Genomic DNA, 17,052 nt, shown 5'->3' with positions numbered 1-17,052 from the left:
CGGGATGCAGGAACCGAAGGATGCCGAGGCGCGGCGGGCGGTAGAGCCGGTGATCTGTTACCCGAACGAGACGTTGCCGGTGCCGGATCTGGAATTGTACGCCAAGGCGCGGGCCGGGGCGGAGAAGATCGGCGAGGTTCGGGTGGCGCCGCGGGAAGCGGGTGCATTTCGTGTTGGGGCCGGGCAGTTCTTCCGGATCAGCAGTGTCGAGGGGCCGCAGGTGGGCGACCTGAACCTGTGGAATGCCCACGATCTTTCGGAGCGGTTCTATTCCGGCAAGTCGCGGGCGCTGCATGGCACGCATCTGACGGAAGGGGAGCGGATGTGGTCTTCGTTTCCCTATTTGCGGCCGATGGCGACGATCACCGCGGATACGCTGGGGTGGTACGGGATCGACGGGTTCGGCGGCTCGGTGCATGACGTGATCGGGACGCGGTGCGATCCGTATACGGGCAACTTGCTGGCCGGGTCGCAGTATCATCATTGCTGTCATTCGAATCTGACGCGGGCGTTGGCGGATGAGCTGGGGGTGTCGTTGGAAGAGGCGGAGCCGCATGTGCATGATGTCCTGAATGTCTTCATGTGCACGGGGTTCACGCGGGACACGGGCCAGTATTTCATGAAGGCGAGCCCAGTTCGGCCGGGAGACTACCTGGAGTTCTTTGCCGAGATCGATTTGCTGGGGGCGCTGTCGGCGTGCCCGGGCGGGGATTGTTCGGCGGAGCATTCGAGCGACACGGCGGCGTGTCATCCGCTTCTGGTGGAAGTGTTCGCGCCTGAGGCCGGTGCGTTGGAAGGCTGGGAGAGCCCGACGGTGAACGGGTATGACCGGAGCCATGGGCGCTGAGGCGGTACGGTTAAGGCCGGCGGTGGCGGCGGATGAGGCCGCCGTGCGGGGCTGTGCCGAGGCGGCCTATGCGCAATACGTGGCCGCGATCGGGCGGAAGCCCGCGCCGATGGTTGCGGATTTCGCGGGGCAGATAGGCGACGGGGTGGTGCACGTGGCCGAGGGCGCGGACGGCACCGTGCTGGGGTTCATCGTGTTTTTCCCGCGCGGCGAGCATTTGTTCCTGGAAAACGTGGCCGTAGCCGACGCCGCCGCCGGGCAGGGGATCGGCCGGGCGCTGATCGGGTTCTGCGAGGCGGAGGCACGGCGGCTGGGGCTGGCGAGCGTGCAGCTTTATACCAACGAGAAGATGGCGGCGAACCTGTCGATCTACCCGCATCTCGGCTATGCCGAGATTGGCCATCGGACGGAGGACGGGTTCAACCGGGTCTATTTCGAGAAGCGGGTCGGGTAGGGCCGCCGTAAGGGCGTTGCCGAGTGCAGCCGCCCGCGGGTAGATTTCGTTGAAACTGGATCTTCGGGGGGTAGGATGTCGGCCTCCAGCGACAAACCTGTCAGGTCGGTGCTTTGGGTCGGGCTGGGCTGTTCCGGGCTGATCGTGACGGTCGAAGGCGCCTATGCCGTTGCCCTGATCCTTGGCCTTGCGGCGACAGAGGTGCCGGGGGCGCCCATTGGCGAGCCGTATTTCACGGTCATGGAGGGGCTGATCCTGCTGATGATGCCGGCGGTCGTGGGCCTTGCGGTGGCGGTTCATGCGACCTGTGCGTCGCGTCGGCGGCCTTTTGCGTTGGCCGCCATCGTGTTCGCGGCGATGCTGGCGACCGTCACGTCCTGTGTTCACGCGGTCATTCTGGCGCTCGGGCGGGAGAGCGCCCTGGCCGATAAGCCTTACCTTCTGTCGTTCGAGTGGCCATCGGTTGTATATGTGCTCGACGTGCTGGCGTGGGATGTCTTCTTCGGGTTTTTCGCGGTGTGCCTGGGGTCATCTTTCGAGCGTGGCGGGTTTGGGGGCTGGCTCAGATGGGTATTGATTGCGAGCGGCGTTCTGGCATTCGCCGGTCTTTGGGGGGCGGTTATCGGCGACATGCGGTTTCGCAATATCGGGATATTGGGGTATGTCGCCGGGTTCACGGTTGCGGCGGCGGGCCTGGCCGTTCACTACCGGCGGTGCCTTCGGCGTGTGGCCTGAGGCCCGCGGTGTTCAGCCACGACGAAAAACCCCGCCCGGAGGCGGGGTTATCCGAAAATTCCGTTGCCGGAAAAGCTCAGCCCTGGCGGGCTTTGAACCGTTTCTGGGTCTTGTTGATCACGTAGACGCGGCCTTTGCGGCGCACGACGCGGCAATCGCGGTGCCGGTTCTTGAGCGAACGGAGCGAGTTCTTGACCTTCATCGGTCCTCTCCTCTTTGGTCGCGGCGCGGGCCAGCGCCTTTGTTTCGCGGGCGTCCCGCAGCGGGTGCGGAACAGTGAATTCATGGTGGGCGATACTAGGTTCGAACTAGTGACCCCTTCGATGTCAACGAAGTGCTCTACCACTGAGCTAATCGCCCATGAATACCGAACGGTTCATACACCCCAATGAATTGGGGCGCGGAAATCCGCGCCGGTGATGGAGGTCTATAAAAGGAGTCGGAAACGGGATCAAGGGCTTTTAGATGCGTAATTTCGGTCTATTATACGATCGAGCAGGAGGTCAGATGCACAGGCTTGCGTTTCAGATAATCCACCCAGAGCGGCGTACCACCTCCGTGGTTTTCGCATCGCCGCATAGCGGCCGGGATTATCCGCGCAGTTTCCTGAGGCAATCTGCCCTGAACGAGCATGCGATCCGCAGTTCGGAAGACGCTTTCGTGGATGAATTGTTCGAAACCGCGCCGGTGCATGGTGCGCCCTTGTTGTGCGCCTCGGTGCCGCGGGCCTACATCGACCTCAACCGCAGCGAAGACGAGCTTGACCCGGCGCTGATCGAAGGGGTGCGCAAGGCGGGGCACAATCCGCGCGTGGCCTCGGGGCTGGGCGTGGTGCCGCGCGTGGTGGCGAACGGCCAGGCGATCTATAACGGCAAGATCCCCCGGGCCGAGGCCGATCGGCGGATCGAGACCTATTGGCGCCCCTATCACACCGCGCTGGGGCTGCAGTTGCAGGAGGCGCAGCGGCAGTTCGGGCAGGCGATTCTGATCGACTGTCACTCGATGCCGCATGAGGCGATGGATTCTGTGGCGCGCTCGGGGATCCGGCGGCCCGACGTGGTGCTGGGCGACCGGTTCGGCGCGGCGGCGGGCGAGCAGATCGTGGACCGGATCGAGGAGGCGTTCTACCAGGCCGGGCTGGTGGTGACGCGGAACACGCCCTTTGCCGGGGCCTATGTGACGCAGCATTACGGGCGGCCCTCGAAGGGGCAGCACGCGGTGCAGATCGAGATCGACCGCTCGCTTTACATGGATGAGCGGACGGTGCGGCCGAATTCCCGCTTTCGATCGTTCAAGAAGCTGCTGGATGGCGTGGTCGGTGAGATCGCGGCGATCGGGCGGCCGGTGGAACAGCCGCTGGCGGCGGAATAACTCTCAGCGTAATGCGCGGCCCTTGATGATGGCGTCGCTGCCGAAGCGGCGGCGGATTTCGTCGCTGGCGCGTTCGGCGAGGCCGCGAGAGCGGGCCTCGGGGTCGAGCAGGTCGCCGGAGAGATCGGCGCTGTCTTCCGCCACCAAGTGCGAGATGCCGACGCCGATCAGCCGGTAGGGGGCCTTGTGGTCGACCTGGTCCATCAGGTGGGTGGCGGTGCGGTAGATCGTGTCGGCCATCTGGGTGGCGTCGCGCAGGGCGAGGCGGCGTGTGAGGGTGGAAAAATCGGCGCGCTTGAGCTTGAGGGTGACGACGCGGCCGGCGAGGCGCTTGGCCTTGGCGCGGTCGGAGACGTTCTCGGAGAGCCGCCAGATATGGCCGTCGAGGATGTCTCGGCTGGCGGTGTCTTCGGAGAAGGTGGTTTCGTTGGAGATGGATTTCACCGGCGCATTGGCCGAGACGCGGCGGGCATCCTGCCCGCGGGCGAGGTGCCAGAGGCGTTCGCCCATCGAGCCGAAGCGGGCGGTGAGGTCTTCCCGCTCCCAGCGGAGCAGGTCGGAGAAGGTTCGGATGCCGGCGCTGTCGAGCGCGGTGCGGGTGGCATGGCCCACGCCCCAGATCAGGCTGACGGGGCGGTCGTGCAGGAAATCGGCCGTTTCTGCCCGACCGATGATCGAAAAGCCGCGCGGTTTGTCGAGGTCGGAGGCAACCTTGGCGAGGAACTTGTTGTGGCTGAGCCCGATCGAGCCGGTGAGGCCAAGCTCATCCTGCATGCGCTTGACGAGGCGGGCCAGCATAACCGCGGGCGGGGCACCGTGCAGGCGCTCGGTGCCGGTGAGGTCGAGGAAGGCCTCGTCGAGGGAGAGGGGTTCGACATCCGGCGTGAGCTCTTCCATCATCGCGCGGATTTCGCGCGAGATGCGGGCGTAGATCTCCATCCTCGGTTTCAGGACGACGGCGTCGGGGCAGAGCTTGAGCGCCTGGAACATCGGCATGGCCGAGCGGACGCCGCGGATGCGGGCGATGTAGCAGGCGGTGGAGACCACGCCGCGCCGGCCGCCGCCGATGATCAGGGGCTTGTCGCGCAGCTCGGGATTGTCGCGTTTCTCGACGCTGGCATAGAAGGCGTCGCAATCCATGTGGGCGATGGAGAGCGTGTTCAATTCGTCATGCGACAGCACGCGCGGGCTGCGGCAGGCGGGGCAGCGGGCGCCGGTGTCGAACTGGGTCAGGCAGGAGCGGCAGAGGGAGGGCATGGGGCGTGGCGCTTGTGTCGGAACGAGGGGAGCTTACATCTTTTCGAACCGGAGTTCACCGGGGCATATAGGCGCCGCGGTCAGAAAACGTCAGGGGCGTTCGTGCGATGACAGGTCATCCGGAAACCGAGTTCGACGGGGCGAAGACCATCCTGCTTCTGGGTGGCCAGCTTGCGGTGATCCGGCGGGATAACATCGACGGCATCGCCTATCCCGGCTGTCTCGATCTGCCGGGGGGCGGGCGTGAGGGAGGCGAGAGCCCGGAGGCCTGTGCCTTGCGGGAGATGGAGGAGGAGCTGGGGTTGCGCCTGTCTTCCCTCGATTTGACATGGCGGCGGTTCTACACCGTGCCGAGCCGGGCGTGGTTCTTCGCCGCCGCGCTTCCGGCCGAGCTGGCGCGGGAAGTACGGTTCGGGGATGAAGGGCAGGGGTGGTTGCTGATGGAACCGGAGGCCTTCGCCGCGTCGGGAGAGGCGGTGCCGCATTTTCGGCCTCGGGTGCTGGAGGGTGTGGCGGCGTTGGGAATTTGAGTATTTTTGGCAAGATGAAGCTGGGGCGATGCGCCCGGTTTTCATCTTTCCGGAAATACTCCGGGGGTTCGGGGGCTGGCCCCCACTCCTGCGGTCGGGTCAGGCGATTTCGGAGAGGATGGCGCGGGCCGCGGCGGCCGGGTCTTCGGCGGCCCAGACCGGGCGGCCGACGACGATGTGATCGGCACCGTCTTTCAAGGCTTGCGCCGGGGTGGCGACGCGCTTCTGGTCGCCGAGGGCGGCGCCGGCGGGGCGGACGCCCGGCGTGACGATCAGGCGGCCCGAGGCTTCGGGCAGGGCGCGGATCATGGCGGCTTCCTGCGGCGAGGCGATGACCCCGTCGGCGCCGGCTTCGAAGGCGCGGGCGGCGCGTTCGCCCACGAGGTCAGGCACGTCGCCCGGTTTCATCAGACCGGCATCGAGGTCGTCGCGGTCGAGCGAGGTGAGGATGGTGACGGCGAGGATCTTCATGTCCTTGCCGGCGGCGCCTTGCTTGGCGGCGCGCACGACATGCGGGTCGCCGTGGACGGTGAGGAAATCGAGGTCGAACTGCGCAAGCCCGCGCACGGCGTTTTCCACCGTGGCGCCGATATCGAACAGCTTCATGTCGAGGAAAATGCGCTTTCCGTGCTCCTGCTTGAGCTCGTTGGCGAGCGCGAGGCCGCCGCCGGTCAGCATGCCGAGGCCGATCTTGTAGAAGGAGACATCGTCGCCCAGCGTTTCGGCCAGCTGCAAGCCTTCGAGGGCGTTGGGCAGGTCTATGGCGACGATGAGACGGTCATCGGACATCCGGGGCGCTCCTCTGCGATCGGGGTTGGAACCTTCTCGCGGGGGAGCGGGGACAGGTCAACCCCCCGCGCGAGGGCGGAACGCGGGGGGTTGGGGATTGCGGCAGAAAGGCAAGGGGCCCCGGATTGGACGGGATCGGGGCCGACCCTTCAGGCGGCAAGCGCCGCGCCGTTTCGCCGCAATTCGCCAGTTTCGATGCTGACGGGTACCAGTTGGAGCGCGGCCTCGCCCGGGACGGGGGCGCGGCGCAGGCGCATGGCGCGGTCAGGGGCATGACGATGGATGCGCAGGGCCTTGTCGGAGAGCCCCTTGGCGATTACATCGAATTCCGCGTTGAGCGGCGCGAGCATATGGACGGGGTAGGAATAGACCTCTCCCTCTTCCCTGATCTGCACCAGCGCTTCGAACGCAGAGAGTTCCGGATTGTAGCGTACATCGTCAAACCCGAGTTTCTCGATAAGCATTGCACTAATCCTTGTGTAGCTTCCGCCAGTAGCGGCATACATGTGGTATAAACGTAAAGTATTACGGAAAAGTTCCATTTTTCCGTCGGGCGGAAATTCCGGATGGCACGAATTTGCCGGAACAAATGACCTGTCACGGTGGATTTTTGCCGGTTTTTCCCCTCGCGCAAGCTTGAATACCCCCGTTCCGCCCCCCATTTCAGGTATCGAGGTTCCCGACGGACGCATGCCTAATGCTGGGTGCGCAAACAGGGGTAACGCTTGTAAAAAGGAGAATAGGGATGGACTTGTCGAAGTTCACCGAGCGGTCGCGCGGCTTTCTTCAGGCGGCGCAGACGATCGCAATGCGGGAGAGCCACCAGAAACTGGCGCCCGAACATGTTCTGAAAGCATTGATGGATGACGACCAGGGGCTTGCGAGCAACCTGATCAAGCGCGCAGGCGGTAACCCTCAGCGCGTGGTGCAGGCGCTCGAGCTGTCTCTGGGCAAGATTCCGAAGGTGTCGGGCGATGCCGGCCAGGTCTACATGGACAACCAGACCGGGAAGGTTCTGGACGAGGCCGAGAAGCTGGCCAAGAAGGCCGGTGACAGTTTCGTGCCCGTGGAGCGCCTGCTGACCGCGATGGCCGTGGTGAAGAGCCCGGCGAAGGACGCGCTGGAGCAGGGCGGGGTGAGTGCGCAGAGCCTTAACGAGGCGGTGAACGACATCCGCAAGGGCCGCACCGCCGACAGCGCGAGTGCCGAGGATACCTATGAGGCGCTGGAGAAATACGCGCGCGACCTGACCAAGGCCGCCGAGGATGGCAAGATCGACCCGATCATCGGCCGCGACGACGAGATCCGCCGCGCGATGCAGGTGTTGAGCCGCCGGACCAAGAACAACCCCGTTCTGATCGGTGAGCCGGGCGTCGGCAAGACCGCGATTGCCGAGGGGCTTGCCCTGCGGATCGTCAATGGCGACGTGCCGGAGAGCCTTCAGAACAAGCGTCTGCTGTCGCTCGACATGGGCGCGCTGATTGCCGGGGCGAAGTATCGCGGTGAGTTCGAGGAGCGGCTGAAGGCCGTGCTGAACGAGATCACCAATGCCGCGGGCGAGATCATCCTGTTCATCGACGAGATGCACACGCTTGTGGGCGCGGGCAAGACGGATGGCGCGATGGATGCCGCCAACCTGATCAAGCCGGCGCTGGCACGGGGTGAACTGCACTGTATCGGTGCGACGACGCTCGACGAATACCGCAAGCATGTCGAGAAGGACGCGGCCCTTGCCCGCCGGTTCCAGCCGCTGATGGTGTCGGAGCCGACGGTGGAGGATACGATCAGTATCCTGCGGGGCATCAAGGAGAAGTACGAGCTGCACCACGGTGTGCGGATCTCGGACAGCGCGCTTGTGTCTGCCGCGACGCTGTCAAACCGCTATATCACCGACCGGTTCCTGCCGGACAAGGCGATCGACCTTGTCGACGAGGCGGCCAGCCGGTTGCGGATGGAGGTGGACAGCAAACCCGAGGAGCTTGACGCGCTCGACCGCGATATCCTGCAGAAGCAGATCGAGGCCGAGGCGCTGCGCAAGGAGGATGATGCCGCCAGCAAGGACCGGCTCGAGAAGCTCGAGAAGGAACTGGCCGAGTTGCAGGAGAAATCCGCCGAGATGACCGCGCAGTGGCAGGCCGAGCGGGACAAGCTTGCCAGCGCGCGCGACCTGAAGGAGCAACTCGACAAGGCGCGGATCGAACTGGATCACGCCAAGCGGGAGGGCAACCTCGCCAAGGCCGGTGAGCTTTCCTATGGCGTCATTCCGCAGCTTGAGAAACAGCTTTCCGAGGCCGAACAGGCCGAGGAAGACGGCATGATGGTGGAAGAGGCCGTGCGGCCGGAGCAGATCGCCCAGGTGGTCGAGCGCTGGACGGGTATTCCCACCGCCAAGATGCTGGAAGGCGAGCGCGAGAAGCTGTTGGGCATGGAAGATAACCTGCACAAGCGGGTGATCGGCCAGGACAGTGCCGTGCGGGCCGTGGCCAACGCGGTGCGCCGGGCCAGGGCGGGTCTCAACGACGAGAACCGGCCGCTGGGCAGCTTCCTGTTCCTCGGGCCGACGGGTGTCGGGAAGACCGAGCTCACGAAAGCCGTCGCCGAGTTCCTGTTCGACGATGACAGCGCGATGGTGCGGATCGACATGAGCGAGTTCATGGAGAAACACGCCGTCGCCCGCCTGATCGGTGCCCCGCCGGGTTATGTCGGGTACGAGGAGGGTGGCGTTCTGACCGAAGCCGTCCGCCGCCGGCCCTACCAGGTGGTGCTGTTCGACGAGGTCGAGAAGGCGCATCCGGAGGTGTTCAACGTGCTGTTGCAGGTGCTTGACGACGGGGTCTTGACCGATGGTCAGGGTCACCGGGTCGACTTCAAGCAGACGCTGATCATCATGACGTCGAACCTTGGGTCGCAGGCGTTGAGCCAGTTGCCTGAGGGGGCGGACGCCGCTTCGGCCAAGCGGGACGTGATGGATGCGGTCCGGTCGCATTTCCGGCCCGAGTTCCTGAACCGGCTGGACGAGATCGTGGTCTTCGACCGGCTGTCGCGTGATCAGATGGACGGCATCGTCGATATCCAGATGGGCCGCCTGACCAAGCGCCTGGCAAGCCGGAAGATCCGGCTGGAGCTGGACGAGGATGCCAAGAAGTGGCTGGCCGACGAGGGGTACGACCCGGTCTATGGCGCGCGGCCGCTGAAGCGGGTGATCCAGAAGGCCTTGCAGGATCCGCTGGCCGAGGCGTTGCTGGCCGGCGATATCCTCGACGGCAGCACGGTGCCGGTGAGTGCCGGGGCCGACGGGCTGATCATCGGCGACCGGGTGGGGAATTCCAACCGGGAACGACCTGACGACGCGGTCGTGCATTAAGCTTGGGAAGCCCCGCCGGAAACGGCGGGGCTTTTTCGTTGCCGAGCGCGGTTTCGAGGGCAAAAGCGCAACGACATTGGCGTGGCGTAAGCCTTTGAGGGGATGCAGTATTGACCGGTGCGGCGGGGCTGCCGTATCCAACTGGCAAGAGCAGTGCGGTCCGTGGACAAGACAAACCAAGGCGCGGACCGGTCAGGACGTGTGGCAGGCCACACGAGGCACCCGGCCCGGCATGACGTGGCCGAGGGCCATTGACGCGATATTCACCGCCCTGCGTAATGGTTTTGACGGCCCGGTTAATGGGCCGCCGTCGGACGGAGCGGTAGAGGTCGCCATGGGAATTGACGCACAGCTTGCCAGCCAGCTTGTCGCCGCGCGCGGTTTGGTCGAGGGCAAGGAAAACTGCGTGATGCTGGGGCGGCAGAAGTTCCACATCAAGGGCAAGTTCCGCCGTTATGTGCGGCAACGGCTGCGGCAGGCGGGGTTGACCCCGGACATTCCCGAATACGAGCAGGAGGATGGGTTCAGCGAGACCTTCCTGCGGAAAATCGGGTTCCCGGAGCCGATGTCGCTGGATGCGTCGCCTTACGAGAACTGCGATCTGACCCATGACATGAACGAGCCGTTGCCCGATGACCTGCGCGGGCGGTTCGACGTGATCATCGACGGCGGCACGCTGGAGCATGTCTACAACACGCCGCAGGCGCTGGATAACGTCTTTCACATGCTGCGGCCCGGCGGGATCTTCCTGTCGATCAACGGGATCACCGGTTGGGCCGGGCATGGGTTCTACCAGTTCAGCCCGGAGCTGGTGTGGCGGTACTGGAAGGATGCGCGGCGCTGCGTGCTGCATGAATGCGCCGCCGTGCCGCATGACGTGACCGATGCCGAGCCGCGGCCGGCGCCCGACACGGGCCAGAACGGCCGGCGGTTTCGCGGGGCCGGGATGCAGGGGCGGTGGTACCTGTTCTACATCATCGAACGCGGCCCGGATGCGGTGACCGACGAGCGGATCCGGAATGTGTCTCAGGGCGATTACTCGGTGCGCTGGGATGCGGGCGAGCCGCAGGCCGCGGCGGGCGAATAGGCGGGGTTCGGGCGGATGAGCGAGGAAGAGGACGTATCGGAGGCCGAAACGGTCGGGCAGATCGAGAAACCCATGTGGTTCGACGAGATCGGGCCGTGCGGGTCGGCGAGCGGGTTCCTTCACTCCGATCCGCGCCATCCGATGCTGTTCGTCAAGCGGCGGCGGCCGATCCTGATGGTGACCTTCGACAACCTTTCGAACGTCAATGACCGCTCGCCGGGGCGGTTGCCGTGGGCCTACAAGTTCGCCCGTGACAACCAGGTGAGCCACTTGGGCGTCTATGCGCATCTGCCGAACTGGTACCGCGATGCCGGGCTGATCGAGACGATGCGGAAGATGGCGGGCGAGGGGTTCTTCGAGGGGTATGAGCGATGCATTTTCACTGGCTCGTCGATGGGGGCCTTCGGGGCGCTGACCTTCGGGCGGCTGGCGCCGGGGGCGCATGTGCTGGCCTTCAATCCGCAATCGACGCTGAACGAGGCGCTGGTGCCGTGGGAGACGCGATATCAGGTGGGGCGGCGGCAGGACTGGTCGCTGCCACTGGGCGATGCGGCTGAGGCGGTGGCCGAGCTGGGGCGGGCTTACGTATTCTATGACCCGTATTTCGACCTCGATCAGTTTCATACTGACCGGTTGATGGCGGCGGAGGGGGCCGGGGGCACGGTGGTGCCGATGAAATGCTGGTTCTCGAACCACAAGTCGGCCGTGTTCCTGCGCAAGATCGAGGCGTTGAAGCCGATCATGACCGAGGCGCTGTTCGGCGACCTGACGCAGCAGCGGTTCTATGAGCTTTACCGCGAGCGGCGGCGGCTGCCGTGGTATCGCGGGTCGCTGGCGCATTACTTCGAAAAGGACGGCCGCACCGCGATGGCCGAGCGGGCGACGGTGGCGTTTCGCCAGAACCTGCGCAAGCACGGGCGGCTTGGCGGGAACCGGGGCGTGTGATGGCGGAACAGGCGTGGATCGTTGCGGCGCCGGGGAACGAGGCGCCTTACCTGCTGGAATGGATCGCGCATTACCGGGCGCTGGGGTTCGCCGGGGTGGTGCTGTTTACAAGCGGGTCCGAGGACGGGACCGACCGGATGGCTGCAAGGCTGGCGGAGCTGGGGCATGTGCGACATGTGCCGCTGGACCTGAAAGAGGGGCGCGACCCGCTGAGGTATGGATTGCGGGATGTGCTGCCGGTGCTGTCGGAGTTGGGTGCCGACTGGGCGATGGCGGTGGATGTCGACGAGTACCTGTCGATCCGCACGGGCGCCGGGGATCTGGAGAGCTTGCTGATAGAGATCGGGCCGGCGGATGCGATTTCTGTCTGCCGCAAGCCGTTCGGGTCGGGCTGGCGGCGGGGTTTGCCGGAAGGGTCGGTGTGCGAGGCGTATACGCTGTGCGCCGACGAGGATGAGCGGGGCCGGATGATCACGCGCGGGATCAAGACCCTGTTCCGCCCCGGCAAGGTCAACCGGCTGGCGCCGCACAGGCCGTATTTCGACGATGGCCCCGGCAATGTGACATGGGTCGATGCCGGCGGTCAGGCGATGCCGTCGAAGTTTTTCGAGGGGCAATGGGCGGCGCATGACGGGTTCTCGCACCGGCTCGCGCGGCTGCATTACTATGCCGTGCCCAGCCCCGAGGCGTTCATCCTTCGCCGTGGCGTGCCGCAGAAGAAGAACCACCGCAAGGCGCTGCTGGACGATTGGGGCAAGCTGGATGTGAACGGTGCCGAGGATACGGCGATGGAGGCTGATATCGCGCGGGCGGCGCCGGTGCTGGAGGCGTTGCGGGAAGACGCGGCGCTTGCGGAGCTGGAGCAGGCGGGGCGGGCCTGGCACGAAGCGCGGATGGCGGAGCTGTTGCAGGATGGCAAGATTGCCGAGCTGTGCGCCGAGATGACCAACGCGACGCGGGCCGAGACGAAGAAGGCCGAGCGGAAGGTAAGGACGAAGGACACGGTGCGCACCGCGCCGAGGGGCGGCGGGGGAACCTATATGCCGCCGCCGGTGCGCCCGGTTCGGTTCGACGTTCAGGCGGTGGCCGAGGGCGAAAGCCGGGCCGTGTTGCATGGCGGGTTTCACAAGACGGCGACGACCTACATCCAGAAACTGTTGGAGGACAACGAGGCGTGGCTGGGCGGCAAGAGCGTGTATGTTGTGCCGCATCAGAAGCTGCGCAAGCACGTGACCTTTCCCTCGCAGCTCGATGCGTTCCGGCAGCTGAAGATTCACCGGCGGACGAAGTTTTCCGAGGACGAGTTGCAGGGGTTTTCCGAGGCGTTCTTTGCCGAGCCGCTGGCGCTTCGGCCGAAGCGGATGATCCTGTCGGACGAGAACATTCCCGGCCTGCCCGGGCATTGCGTGACGTCGGGCGCGCTTTACCAGTATCGAAAGACCTTCTTTCAATGCTTCGCCAAGCGAATCCCGCTGCCGGTGACGGATGCCTTCTTTGCCGTCCGGAACTACGCCGATTTCTTTGCCTCCTCCTATGTGGAGTACCTTCGCGCGGCGACGGCGACGACCTCGGGCAAGATGATCACGCCGGAGGAGATGCGGCGGAACGTGCTGGCGACCCTGCCGAGCTGGCAGGCCGTGTTCGCGGATTTTGCGGCCGTCTTCCCGGAGACCCGCATTCATGTCTGGCGGTTCGAGGATTTCCGAGCTTTGCGTGACGAGGTTTTGGGGTTGTTCTGCGGTGACGGGGTCGACGTGGCCCGGCTGAAGGACAAGAAGGAGGCCAAGACCCGGCAGACAGCCTCGCGCCGGGCGGTCGAGGAAATGGTGCTGATCTCCGAGCTGGAGGGCGCCGGGGCGATGTCGGAGCGGTCGAAGGAGGTGCAGGACCGGTTTCCGCTCAACGAGGAGAACGGCCGGTTCGACCCTTGGAGCGCGGCGGAGCGGGCGCATCTCAACCGGCTTTACGAGCGCGACTGGGAGGCCATTCGCAATGATCCGCGGCTGAGTGTTCTGGAGCCGTAGGCGCAGACCGGTTGCCGGGTAACGACGTCACACCAAAAGTTGTTGTAGTCCGGGGCGGGCGCGGTGTATTTTGTACCCGCGCGATCTGGGGATTGTCGGTTTCAGGAACGGGAGCACGGCGTGCTTGGCCCAAGTATCGTGAGGCGTGTCGCGGTGGCGGCGCTGGTCGCTCTGGTGGCGATGGCCGGAGGCGCGAAAGCGCAGGACGGTCGCGCAGGTGAGCCGAAACTGTCGCTCAGCCTTCATGGCGGTCAGATGACCACGAACGGCATCGACGAGGTGTTCTATCCCAACAAGACGGACTTCACCGACGCCTATTTCGGCGGAGTGATCTTTGGCTACGAGGTGCCGCTGAGCGACCCGCGCTTTGCCGTGGGTGCCGAGGTTCAGCTGAACCACCATTTCGGGCAGGACACCTTTCAGGAGCTGGTGCTGCCGGTGACCATCCGCTACAGCCCGGCGCGGCCGTGGCCGGTGATGCTGGACAGTTTTGCCTTTGGCCTGGGGCTGTCGCACACGACCGAGACGCCGCTTCTGGAAGTGGTCAAGCGGGGCGAGTCGCAGCGGACGCTGGTGTATTTCAGCCTCGAGACCGCGTTTTCGGTGGGCGAGGGGGATGACGATATCTTCTTCCGGCTGCATCATCGGTCGGATGGCTACGGGCTGTTCGCCGCGGATTCCGGATCGAATGCTTTCGCGGTCGGCTGGCGACATGGGTTCTGAGGCCGGTCAGGCGCCTTGTTTCTGGCTGGCCTGTTCGGTGACGGCCTGAAGAAGTGCCCGGATCATGACGCGTTGATCGTCGGAGAAGCCGGGTGCTGCGATGGCGGGGTCGGGGCCGTCGAGATCGTCTGTCGGGAAAAGAGCCGGATCGTCGGGAAAAAAGCGTTGGCGCAGGGCCTCGTTGTCGGCTTCGTACTGTTGGAGAAGGGCGCGGGCGGTGGCGTTGTCCATGGCGCGGCCCTCGAAGCGGGGCAGGGTGCCGACGGGCATCGCGCGGAACACCTTGCGGGCGTCGATGCCGGGCATGTCGGCGACGAGTTGCATGAGGTCCAGAAGATCGATCGAGGGGGTGGGGTTGGCCACCTCCTCGGAGGGCGGTTTGCCGTCGGCGTCGATGTTCAGACCGAGCATTTGCATGAAATCGTGGACAACGTCGCCCTTGGGGAACGAGCCTGGGTCGAACCGGCGGAAGATGAACTCGGCGTCGGGCCAGGCGTCGTCCCAGGCGGAGATGATGCGGCGGTATTCGCCGCCCCTGATGCCGAACTTGTCGACGTAGTTCTGAAAGCCGGGCCTGACCTTGCCGGTCTTCATCTTCTGTTTGTAGGAGCTTTCGAGGTAGCGGTCCTGCCGTCGGAAATAACCGATGATGCGGGTTTCGAAGGGTTCTTCAAGCGCCAGCACCTCGCGCAGGAGGGCCGGGGCGCTGCCGGTGAACATCTCGGAGGTCAGGACGAGGGTTTCGGCCGGGCTGTCGGCGATCATGCGGCGGATGCTGGTGCCGACCTTTTCGGCCTCGGCGCGTTTTCCGCCGCGCAGGTGGACGCCGAGATCGTTATAGGAGCCGCGGCGGCCGCGGACCAGGAAGTCGATGGAATTCGAGGCGAGGTAGGGCTGGCGCGACCGGGCGTAGCGCTGAATCGCGGTTGAGCCGGTCTTTGGCGTGCCGATGTGAATCCAGAGCTTGCGCATGGTATCAGGCGGCCTCCATCCCGGCGATTTTCTCGTACATCTCGAAATCCCGGGCGAAGGCGCGGTCGACATTGCGGCGGTCGGCGGCGGTGAGGCTGTCGCGGTGCTGCTGGCTGGCGGTGCGGTGGCCGAGATGTTTGCGGGTGTCGATCACCTCGACCGCTTCGCCCCCGGCGCCGAAGAGGGCGCGGGTGATGGCACGGCGGGCGTCGTCCATCGCCTCGACCCGGCCGATCAGGTCGTAGGAGACGAGGCCATAGCTGATTTCCTTGTGCTGCGGGCGCCAGTGGCGGTCGAGATCGCGGGCGCCGTCATCCTGTGCGAGGAGGTCGAGGAATGCGGGCAGGTTGATTTCGGTGTCGGCGGGGCGGCCCAGGTAGGTGTTCAGGTCGCGCAGGTGGCGCGGGTTCGAGCCCGGTTGAAGCTTGTCGGACCACGCAGAGACGGTGCGGCTGAGAGGGTCGCGGACCATGGTGAAGCGGAACCAGCCGGGACCGGTGAGAGCATCCTGCGCCGTTTCCCAATTGAGCCCCCGAGCGCCGGCGCGCAGGTAGTCGGTGGGAAGGTTGTGGACGCCGTCCATGCTGATCTCGGGCGCTTGCTCGCCGCCGAGGGCGTGGTGCATCTGGGTGATGAGCAAGGTCAGCACGTTGGTGCAGGCCGCCTTGTGGTTCTTCATGTAAAGGAAGTCGGGCCCGCCATAGGGTTTGGCCGGCAAGTGCATGTTCTGCAGCAGGTGCCGGCGGTTGCGGTAATTGGCGAGGATTTCTTTTATCGGGCTCATGCGCTCAGTCGTCGGCAAATTCTTCTTCCGGTTCCGGTTCGGGCTGGCCGGCCGGCTTGGCGGTGGGGCGCTTGATGCCCGGATGCGTGTAGACCATCTCGATGAAGTCGCGCCAATCGGGGCGTGACTTGATATCGGCGATCTTGGCGCGATGCCATGCGACGGCCTGGCGGTGCAGGTCTTTCAGCACCGGGTCGGAGTGAAGCTTCATCAGCTCCTGCAGCATGCCCGGCGTGTGGCGCAGGATGGAGTAGTCGCGCGTGTGGTTGGTGTTCATCGCGTCGAAATATTCGCGCCCCTGGTCGACATGCACGTGGTTGGTGCGACCGCGGTCGCGCTTGACGAGGAAGCTGTCGGCGGAGCGGATGGCATAATGGTGCAGGCGAGCATGGGTGTGGGTGAACCCCGCCCAGGTGCGCCATGTGATCGTGTCGCCATCGACCTGCTGGCCGCCCGCGTCGCGCCACGTGACATGGGCGTAGGGCTTCTCGGGGTCGGGCGCGCGGCCGGCGTTGACCTTGGGCCGGTGCACGCCCATGCGGTGAAAGGCGCCGTTGTTGCGGAAGAGGGTCTTGATGCCGGCGCCGCGGAAATTGGTGAAGCCGCTTTCGGGCGCGCAGGAGAAGAACTGTTCGGTAAGGGGGATGTCTTCGTAGTGGCGGTGAAGCCCGTTGCCGAAGAGTTTCCAGCAGACCGAGATGGCATCGGCCGGTCCGCAGGCATTGACGAGGTCCGGCAGGGTGCGGCCCGTGCGGAGGTTTATGAACTCGTCGGCGTCGGAACAGATGACCCAGTCGGCGGCCTTGTAGCGGGGGTGATCGGTGGCGAGGCGGAGCGCCGCGCGCTGCGGTGACAGCTCTGCGCCCTTGCGGCCGATCTTGCGGTCGTTGTTGTCGATATGGGCGGCAAGGCCCAGCTCTTCGAGCCGCATGGCGATGGCGTCGGTGCCATCGGTGCAGTCATTGGTGTAGATGAGGAAATCGTCGTACCCGATGGCCCGGTTGTACGCGATCCATTCCAGCATGAAGGGCGCTTCGTTCTTCATCGTGGTGACGATCAGGAAGCGTTCTTTTTGATCGGAGGCCATGTAACCTGCTCTTTTATCTGCCTCGGGCAAAGGTGTCCCACCTCTCGCTAATGCAGGCAATAAGCATTTATATGGCGATTCTT

At 65.0% G+C, this 17,052-nt stretch carries 17 protein-coding genes and 1 tRNA gene; 10 read left to right on the top strand and 8 right to left on the bottom strand.

Annotated elements, in window-relative coordinates; genetic code table 11:
- Positions 1–4: 4 nt before the first annotated feature.
- The 3 genes from RIdsm_RS22405 (at position 5) to RIdsm_RS22395 (ending at position 2,036) form a co-directional block, all read left to right on the top strand.
- On the top strand, positions 5–847 hold the full coding sequence (locus RIdsm_RS22405) for an urea carboxylase-associated family protein (protein WP_057820413.1): 843 nt from the start codon (positions 5–7) through the stop codon (positions 845–847).
- Positions 825–1,301, top strand: a complete 477-nt coding sequence (locus tag RIdsm_RS22400) for a GNAT family N-acetyltransferase (RefSeq protein WP_236553387.1) — start codon at positions 825–827, stop codon at positions 1,299–1,301. The genes RIdsm_RS22405 and RIdsm_RS22400 overlap by 23 nt, the downstream gene beginning before the upstream one ends.
- Positions 1,302–1,376: 75 nt before the next feature.
- Positions 1,377–2,036, top strand: a complete 660-nt coding sequence (locus RIdsm_RS22395; protein ID WP_057820409.1) for a hypothetical protein — start codon at positions 1,377–1,379, stop codon at positions 2,034–2,036.
- 76 nt (positions 2,037–2,112) lie between these two features.
- Here the strand turns inward: RIdsm_RS22395 and ykgO are convergent, their stop codons facing one another.
- Both ykgO and RIdsm_RS22385 read right to left on the bottom strand, forming a co-directional pair.
- Entirely contained in the window at positions 2,113–2,238 is a 126-nt protein-coding gene (gene ykgO / locus RIdsm_RS22390) for a type B 50S ribosomal protein L36 (RefSeq protein ID WP_057820407.1), read from the bottom strand.
- Positions 2,239–2,321: 83 nt separating this feature from the next.
- Positions 2,322–2,396: transfer RNA gene (locus tag RIdsm_RS22385), tRNA-Val, on the bottom strand.
- 147 nt (positions 2,397–2,543) lie between these two features.
- On the opposite strand from RIdsm_RS22385, the gene RIdsm_RS22380 reads away from it, so the two are divergent.
- Positions 2,544–3,407: an N-formylglutamate amidohydrolase gene (locus RIdsm_RS22380; RefSeq protein ID WP_057820405.1), complete on the top strand. Its 864-nt coding sequence runs from the start codon at positions 2,544–2,546 to the stop codon at positions 3,405–3,407.
- A 3-nt stretch (positions 3,408–3,410) separates the two neighbouring features.
- Here RIdsm_RS22380 and RIdsm_RS22375 read toward each other — a convergent pair whose 3' ends face one another.
- A complete protein-coding gene (locus tag RIdsm_RS22375; RefSeq protein WP_057820402.1) occupies positions 3,411–4,664 on the bottom strand; it encodes a DNA polymerase IV in 1,254 nt (417 codons plus the stop codon).
- 107 nt (positions 4,665–4,771) lie between these two features.
- On the opposite strand from RIdsm_RS22375, the gene RIdsm_RS22370 reads away from it, so the two are divergent.
- The gene (locus RIdsm_RS22370) at positions 4,772–5,194 is read left to right on the top strand and encodes an NUDIX hydrolase (protein WP_057820400.1); all 423 of its coding nucleotides are present in this window, start codon (positions 4,772–4,774) and stop codon (positions 5,192–5,194) included.
- Positions 5,195–5,293: 99 nt separating this feature from the next.
- Here RIdsm_RS22370 and pyrF read toward each other — a convergent pair whose 3' ends face one another.
- Both pyrF and RIdsm_RS22360 read right to left on the bottom strand, forming a co-directional pair.
- Entirely contained in the window at positions 5,294–5,983 is a 690-nt protein-coding gene (gene pyrF, locus RIdsm_RS22365) for an orotidine-5'-phosphate decarboxylase (protein WP_057820398.1), read from the bottom strand.
- Between the two features lie 149 nt (positions 5,984–6,132).
- Positions 6,133–6,447: a hypothetical protein gene (locus RIdsm_RS22360; RefSeq protein ID WP_057820397.1), complete on the bottom strand. Its 315-nt coding sequence runs from the start codon at positions 6,445–6,447 to the stop codon at positions 6,133–6,135.
- Positions 6,448–6,728: 281 nt separating this feature from the next.
- Between RIdsm_RS22360 and clpB the strand changes: the two genes are divergently transcribed.
- The 5 genes from clpB to RIdsm_RS22335 all read left to right on the top strand — a co-directional run bounded on the left by clpB (position 6,729) and on the right by RIdsm_RS22335 (position 14,126).
- Positions 6,729–9,347 (top strand): ATP-dependent chaperone ClpB, encoded by a 2,619-nt coding sequence (gene clpB / locus RIdsm_RS22355; protein WP_057820396.1) that lies wholly within the window; start codon positions 6,729–6,731, stop codon positions 9,345–9,347.
- Between the two features lie 334 nt (positions 9,348–9,681).
- Positions 9,682–10,434 (top strand): methyltransferase domain-containing protein, encoded by a 753-nt coding sequence (locus tag RIdsm_RS22350; protein ID WP_057820393.1) that lies wholly within the window; start codon positions 9,682–9,684, stop codon positions 10,432–10,434.
- Between the two features lie 15 nt (positions 10,435–10,449).
- A complete protein-coding gene (locus RIdsm_RS22345; protein WP_057820390.1) occupies positions 10,450–11,379 on the top strand; it encodes a hypothetical protein in 930 nt (309 codons plus the stop codon).
- On the top strand, positions 11,379–13,403 hold the full coding sequence (locus RIdsm_RS22340; protein WP_057820388.1) for a glycosyltransferase family 2 protein: 2,025 nt from the start codon (positions 11,379–11,381) through the stop codon (positions 13,401–13,403). Before RIdsm_RS22345 ends, RIdsm_RS22340 begins: the two co-directional genes overlap by 1 nt.
- A 138-nt stretch (positions 13,404–13,541) precedes the next feature.
- Positions 13,542–14,126 carry a hypothetical protein gene (locus RIdsm_RS22335; RefSeq protein WP_160325895.1) on the top strand — a complete coding sequence of 195 codons (585 nt, stop codon included), beginning with the start codon at positions 13,542–13,544 and terminating at the stop codon, positions 14,124–14,126.
- 6 nt (positions 14,127–14,132) lie between these two features.
- On the opposite strand, the gene RIdsm_RS22330 is transcribed toward RIdsm_RS22335, so the two are convergent.
- From RIdsm_RS22330 to RIdsm_RS22320, 3 genes are read right to left on the bottom strand one after another with little or no spacing between them, the layout of a single operon-like run.
- Positions 14,133–15,098 carry a hypothetical protein gene (locus RIdsm_RS22330; RefSeq protein ID WP_057820385.1) on the bottom strand — a complete coding sequence of 322 codons (966 nt, stop codon included), beginning with the start codon at positions 15,096–15,098 and terminating at the stop codon, positions 14,133–14,135.
- Between the two features lie 4 nt (positions 15,099–15,102).
- On the bottom strand, positions 15,103–15,882 hold the full coding sequence (locus tag RIdsm_RS22325) for a sulfotransferase family 2 domain-containing protein (RefSeq protein ID WP_057820381.1): 780 nt from the start codon (positions 15,880–15,882) through the stop codon (positions 15,103–15,105).
- 4 nt (positions 15,883–15,886) lie between these two features.
- Positions 15,887–16,969 (bottom strand): glycosyltransferase family 2 protein, encoded by a 1,083-nt coding sequence (locus RIdsm_RS22320; RefSeq protein WP_057820379.1) that lies wholly within the window; start codon positions 16,967–16,969, stop codon positions 15,887–15,889.
- Positions 16,970–17,052: the final 83 nt, after the last annotated feature.

The organism is Roseovarius indicus (assembly GCF_008728195.1).
GTDB classification, from domain to species: Bacteria; Pseudomonadota; Alphaproteobacteria; order Rhodobacterales; family Rhodobacteraceae; genus Roseovarius; species Roseovarius indicus.
The sequence above is the reverse complement of the archived record's forward strand: the minus strand, read 5'-3'. Positions and strand labels throughout refer to the sequence as shown.

Bases quoted from the DNA above. Each gene is read 5' to 3' on its own strand.
- RIdsm_RS22405 (WP_057820413.1), top strand. From the start codon at position 5: ATGCAGGAACCGAAGGATGCCGAGGCGCGGCGGGCGGTAGAGCCGGTG.
- RIdsm_RS22400 (WP_236553387.1), top strand. From the start codon at position 825: ATGACCGGAGCCATGGGCGCTGAGGCGGTACGGTTAAGGCCGGCGGTG.
- RIdsm_RS22395 (WP_057820409.1), top strand. From the start codon at position 1,377: ATGTCGGCCTCCAGCGACAAACCTGTCAGGTCGGTGCTTTGGGTCGGG.
- ykgO (WP_057820407.1), bottom strand. From the start codon at position 2,238: ATGAAGGTCAAGAACTCGCTCCGTTCGCTCAAGAACCGGCACCGCGAT.
- RIdsm_RS22380 (WP_057820405.1), top strand. From the start codon at position 2,544: ATGCACAGGCTTGCGTTTCAGATAATCCACCCAGAGCGGCGTACCACC.
- RIdsm_RS22375 (WP_057820402.1), bottom strand. From the start codon at position 4,664: ATGCCCTCCCTCTGCCGCTCCTGCCTGACCCAGTTCGACACCGGCGCC.
- RIdsm_RS22370 (WP_057820400.1), top strand. From the start codon at position 4,772: ATGACAGGTCATCCGGAAACCGAGTTCGACGGGGCGAAGACCATCCTG.
- pyrF (WP_057820398.1), bottom strand. From the start codon at position 5,983: ATGTCCGATGACCGTCTCATCGTCGCCATAGACCTGCCCAACGCCCTC.
- RIdsm_RS22360 (WP_057820397.1), bottom strand. From the start codon at position 6,447: ATGCTTATCGAGAAACTCGGGTTTGACGATGTACGCTACAATCCGGAA.
- clpB (WP_057820396.1), top strand. From the start codon at position 6,729: ATGGACTTGTCGAAGTTCACCGAGCGGTCGCGCGGCTTTCTTCAGGCG.
- RIdsm_RS22350 (WP_057820393.1), top strand. From the start codon at position 9,682: ATGGGAATTGACGCACAGCTTGCCAGCCAGCTTGTCGCCGCGCGCGGT.
- RIdsm_RS22345 (WP_057820390.1), top strand. From the start codon at position 10,450: ATGAGCGAGGAAGAGGACGTATCGGAGGCCGAAACGGTCGGGCAGATC.
- RIdsm_RS22340 (WP_057820388.1), top strand. From the start codon at position 11,379: ATGGCGGAACAGGCGTGGATCGTTGCGGCGCCGGGGAACGAGGCGCCT.
- RIdsm_RS22330 (WP_057820385.1), bottom strand. From the start codon at position 15,098: ATGCGCAAGCTCTGGATTCACATCGGCACGCCAAAGACCGGCTCAACC.
- RIdsm_RS22325 (WP_057820381.1), bottom strand. From the start codon at position 15,882: ATGAGCCCGATAAAAGAAATCCTCGCCAATTACCGCAACCGCCGGCAC.
- RIdsm_RS22320 (WP_057820379.1), bottom strand. From the start codon at position 16,969: ATGGCCTCCGATCAAAAAGAACGCTTCCTGATCGTCACCACGATGAAG.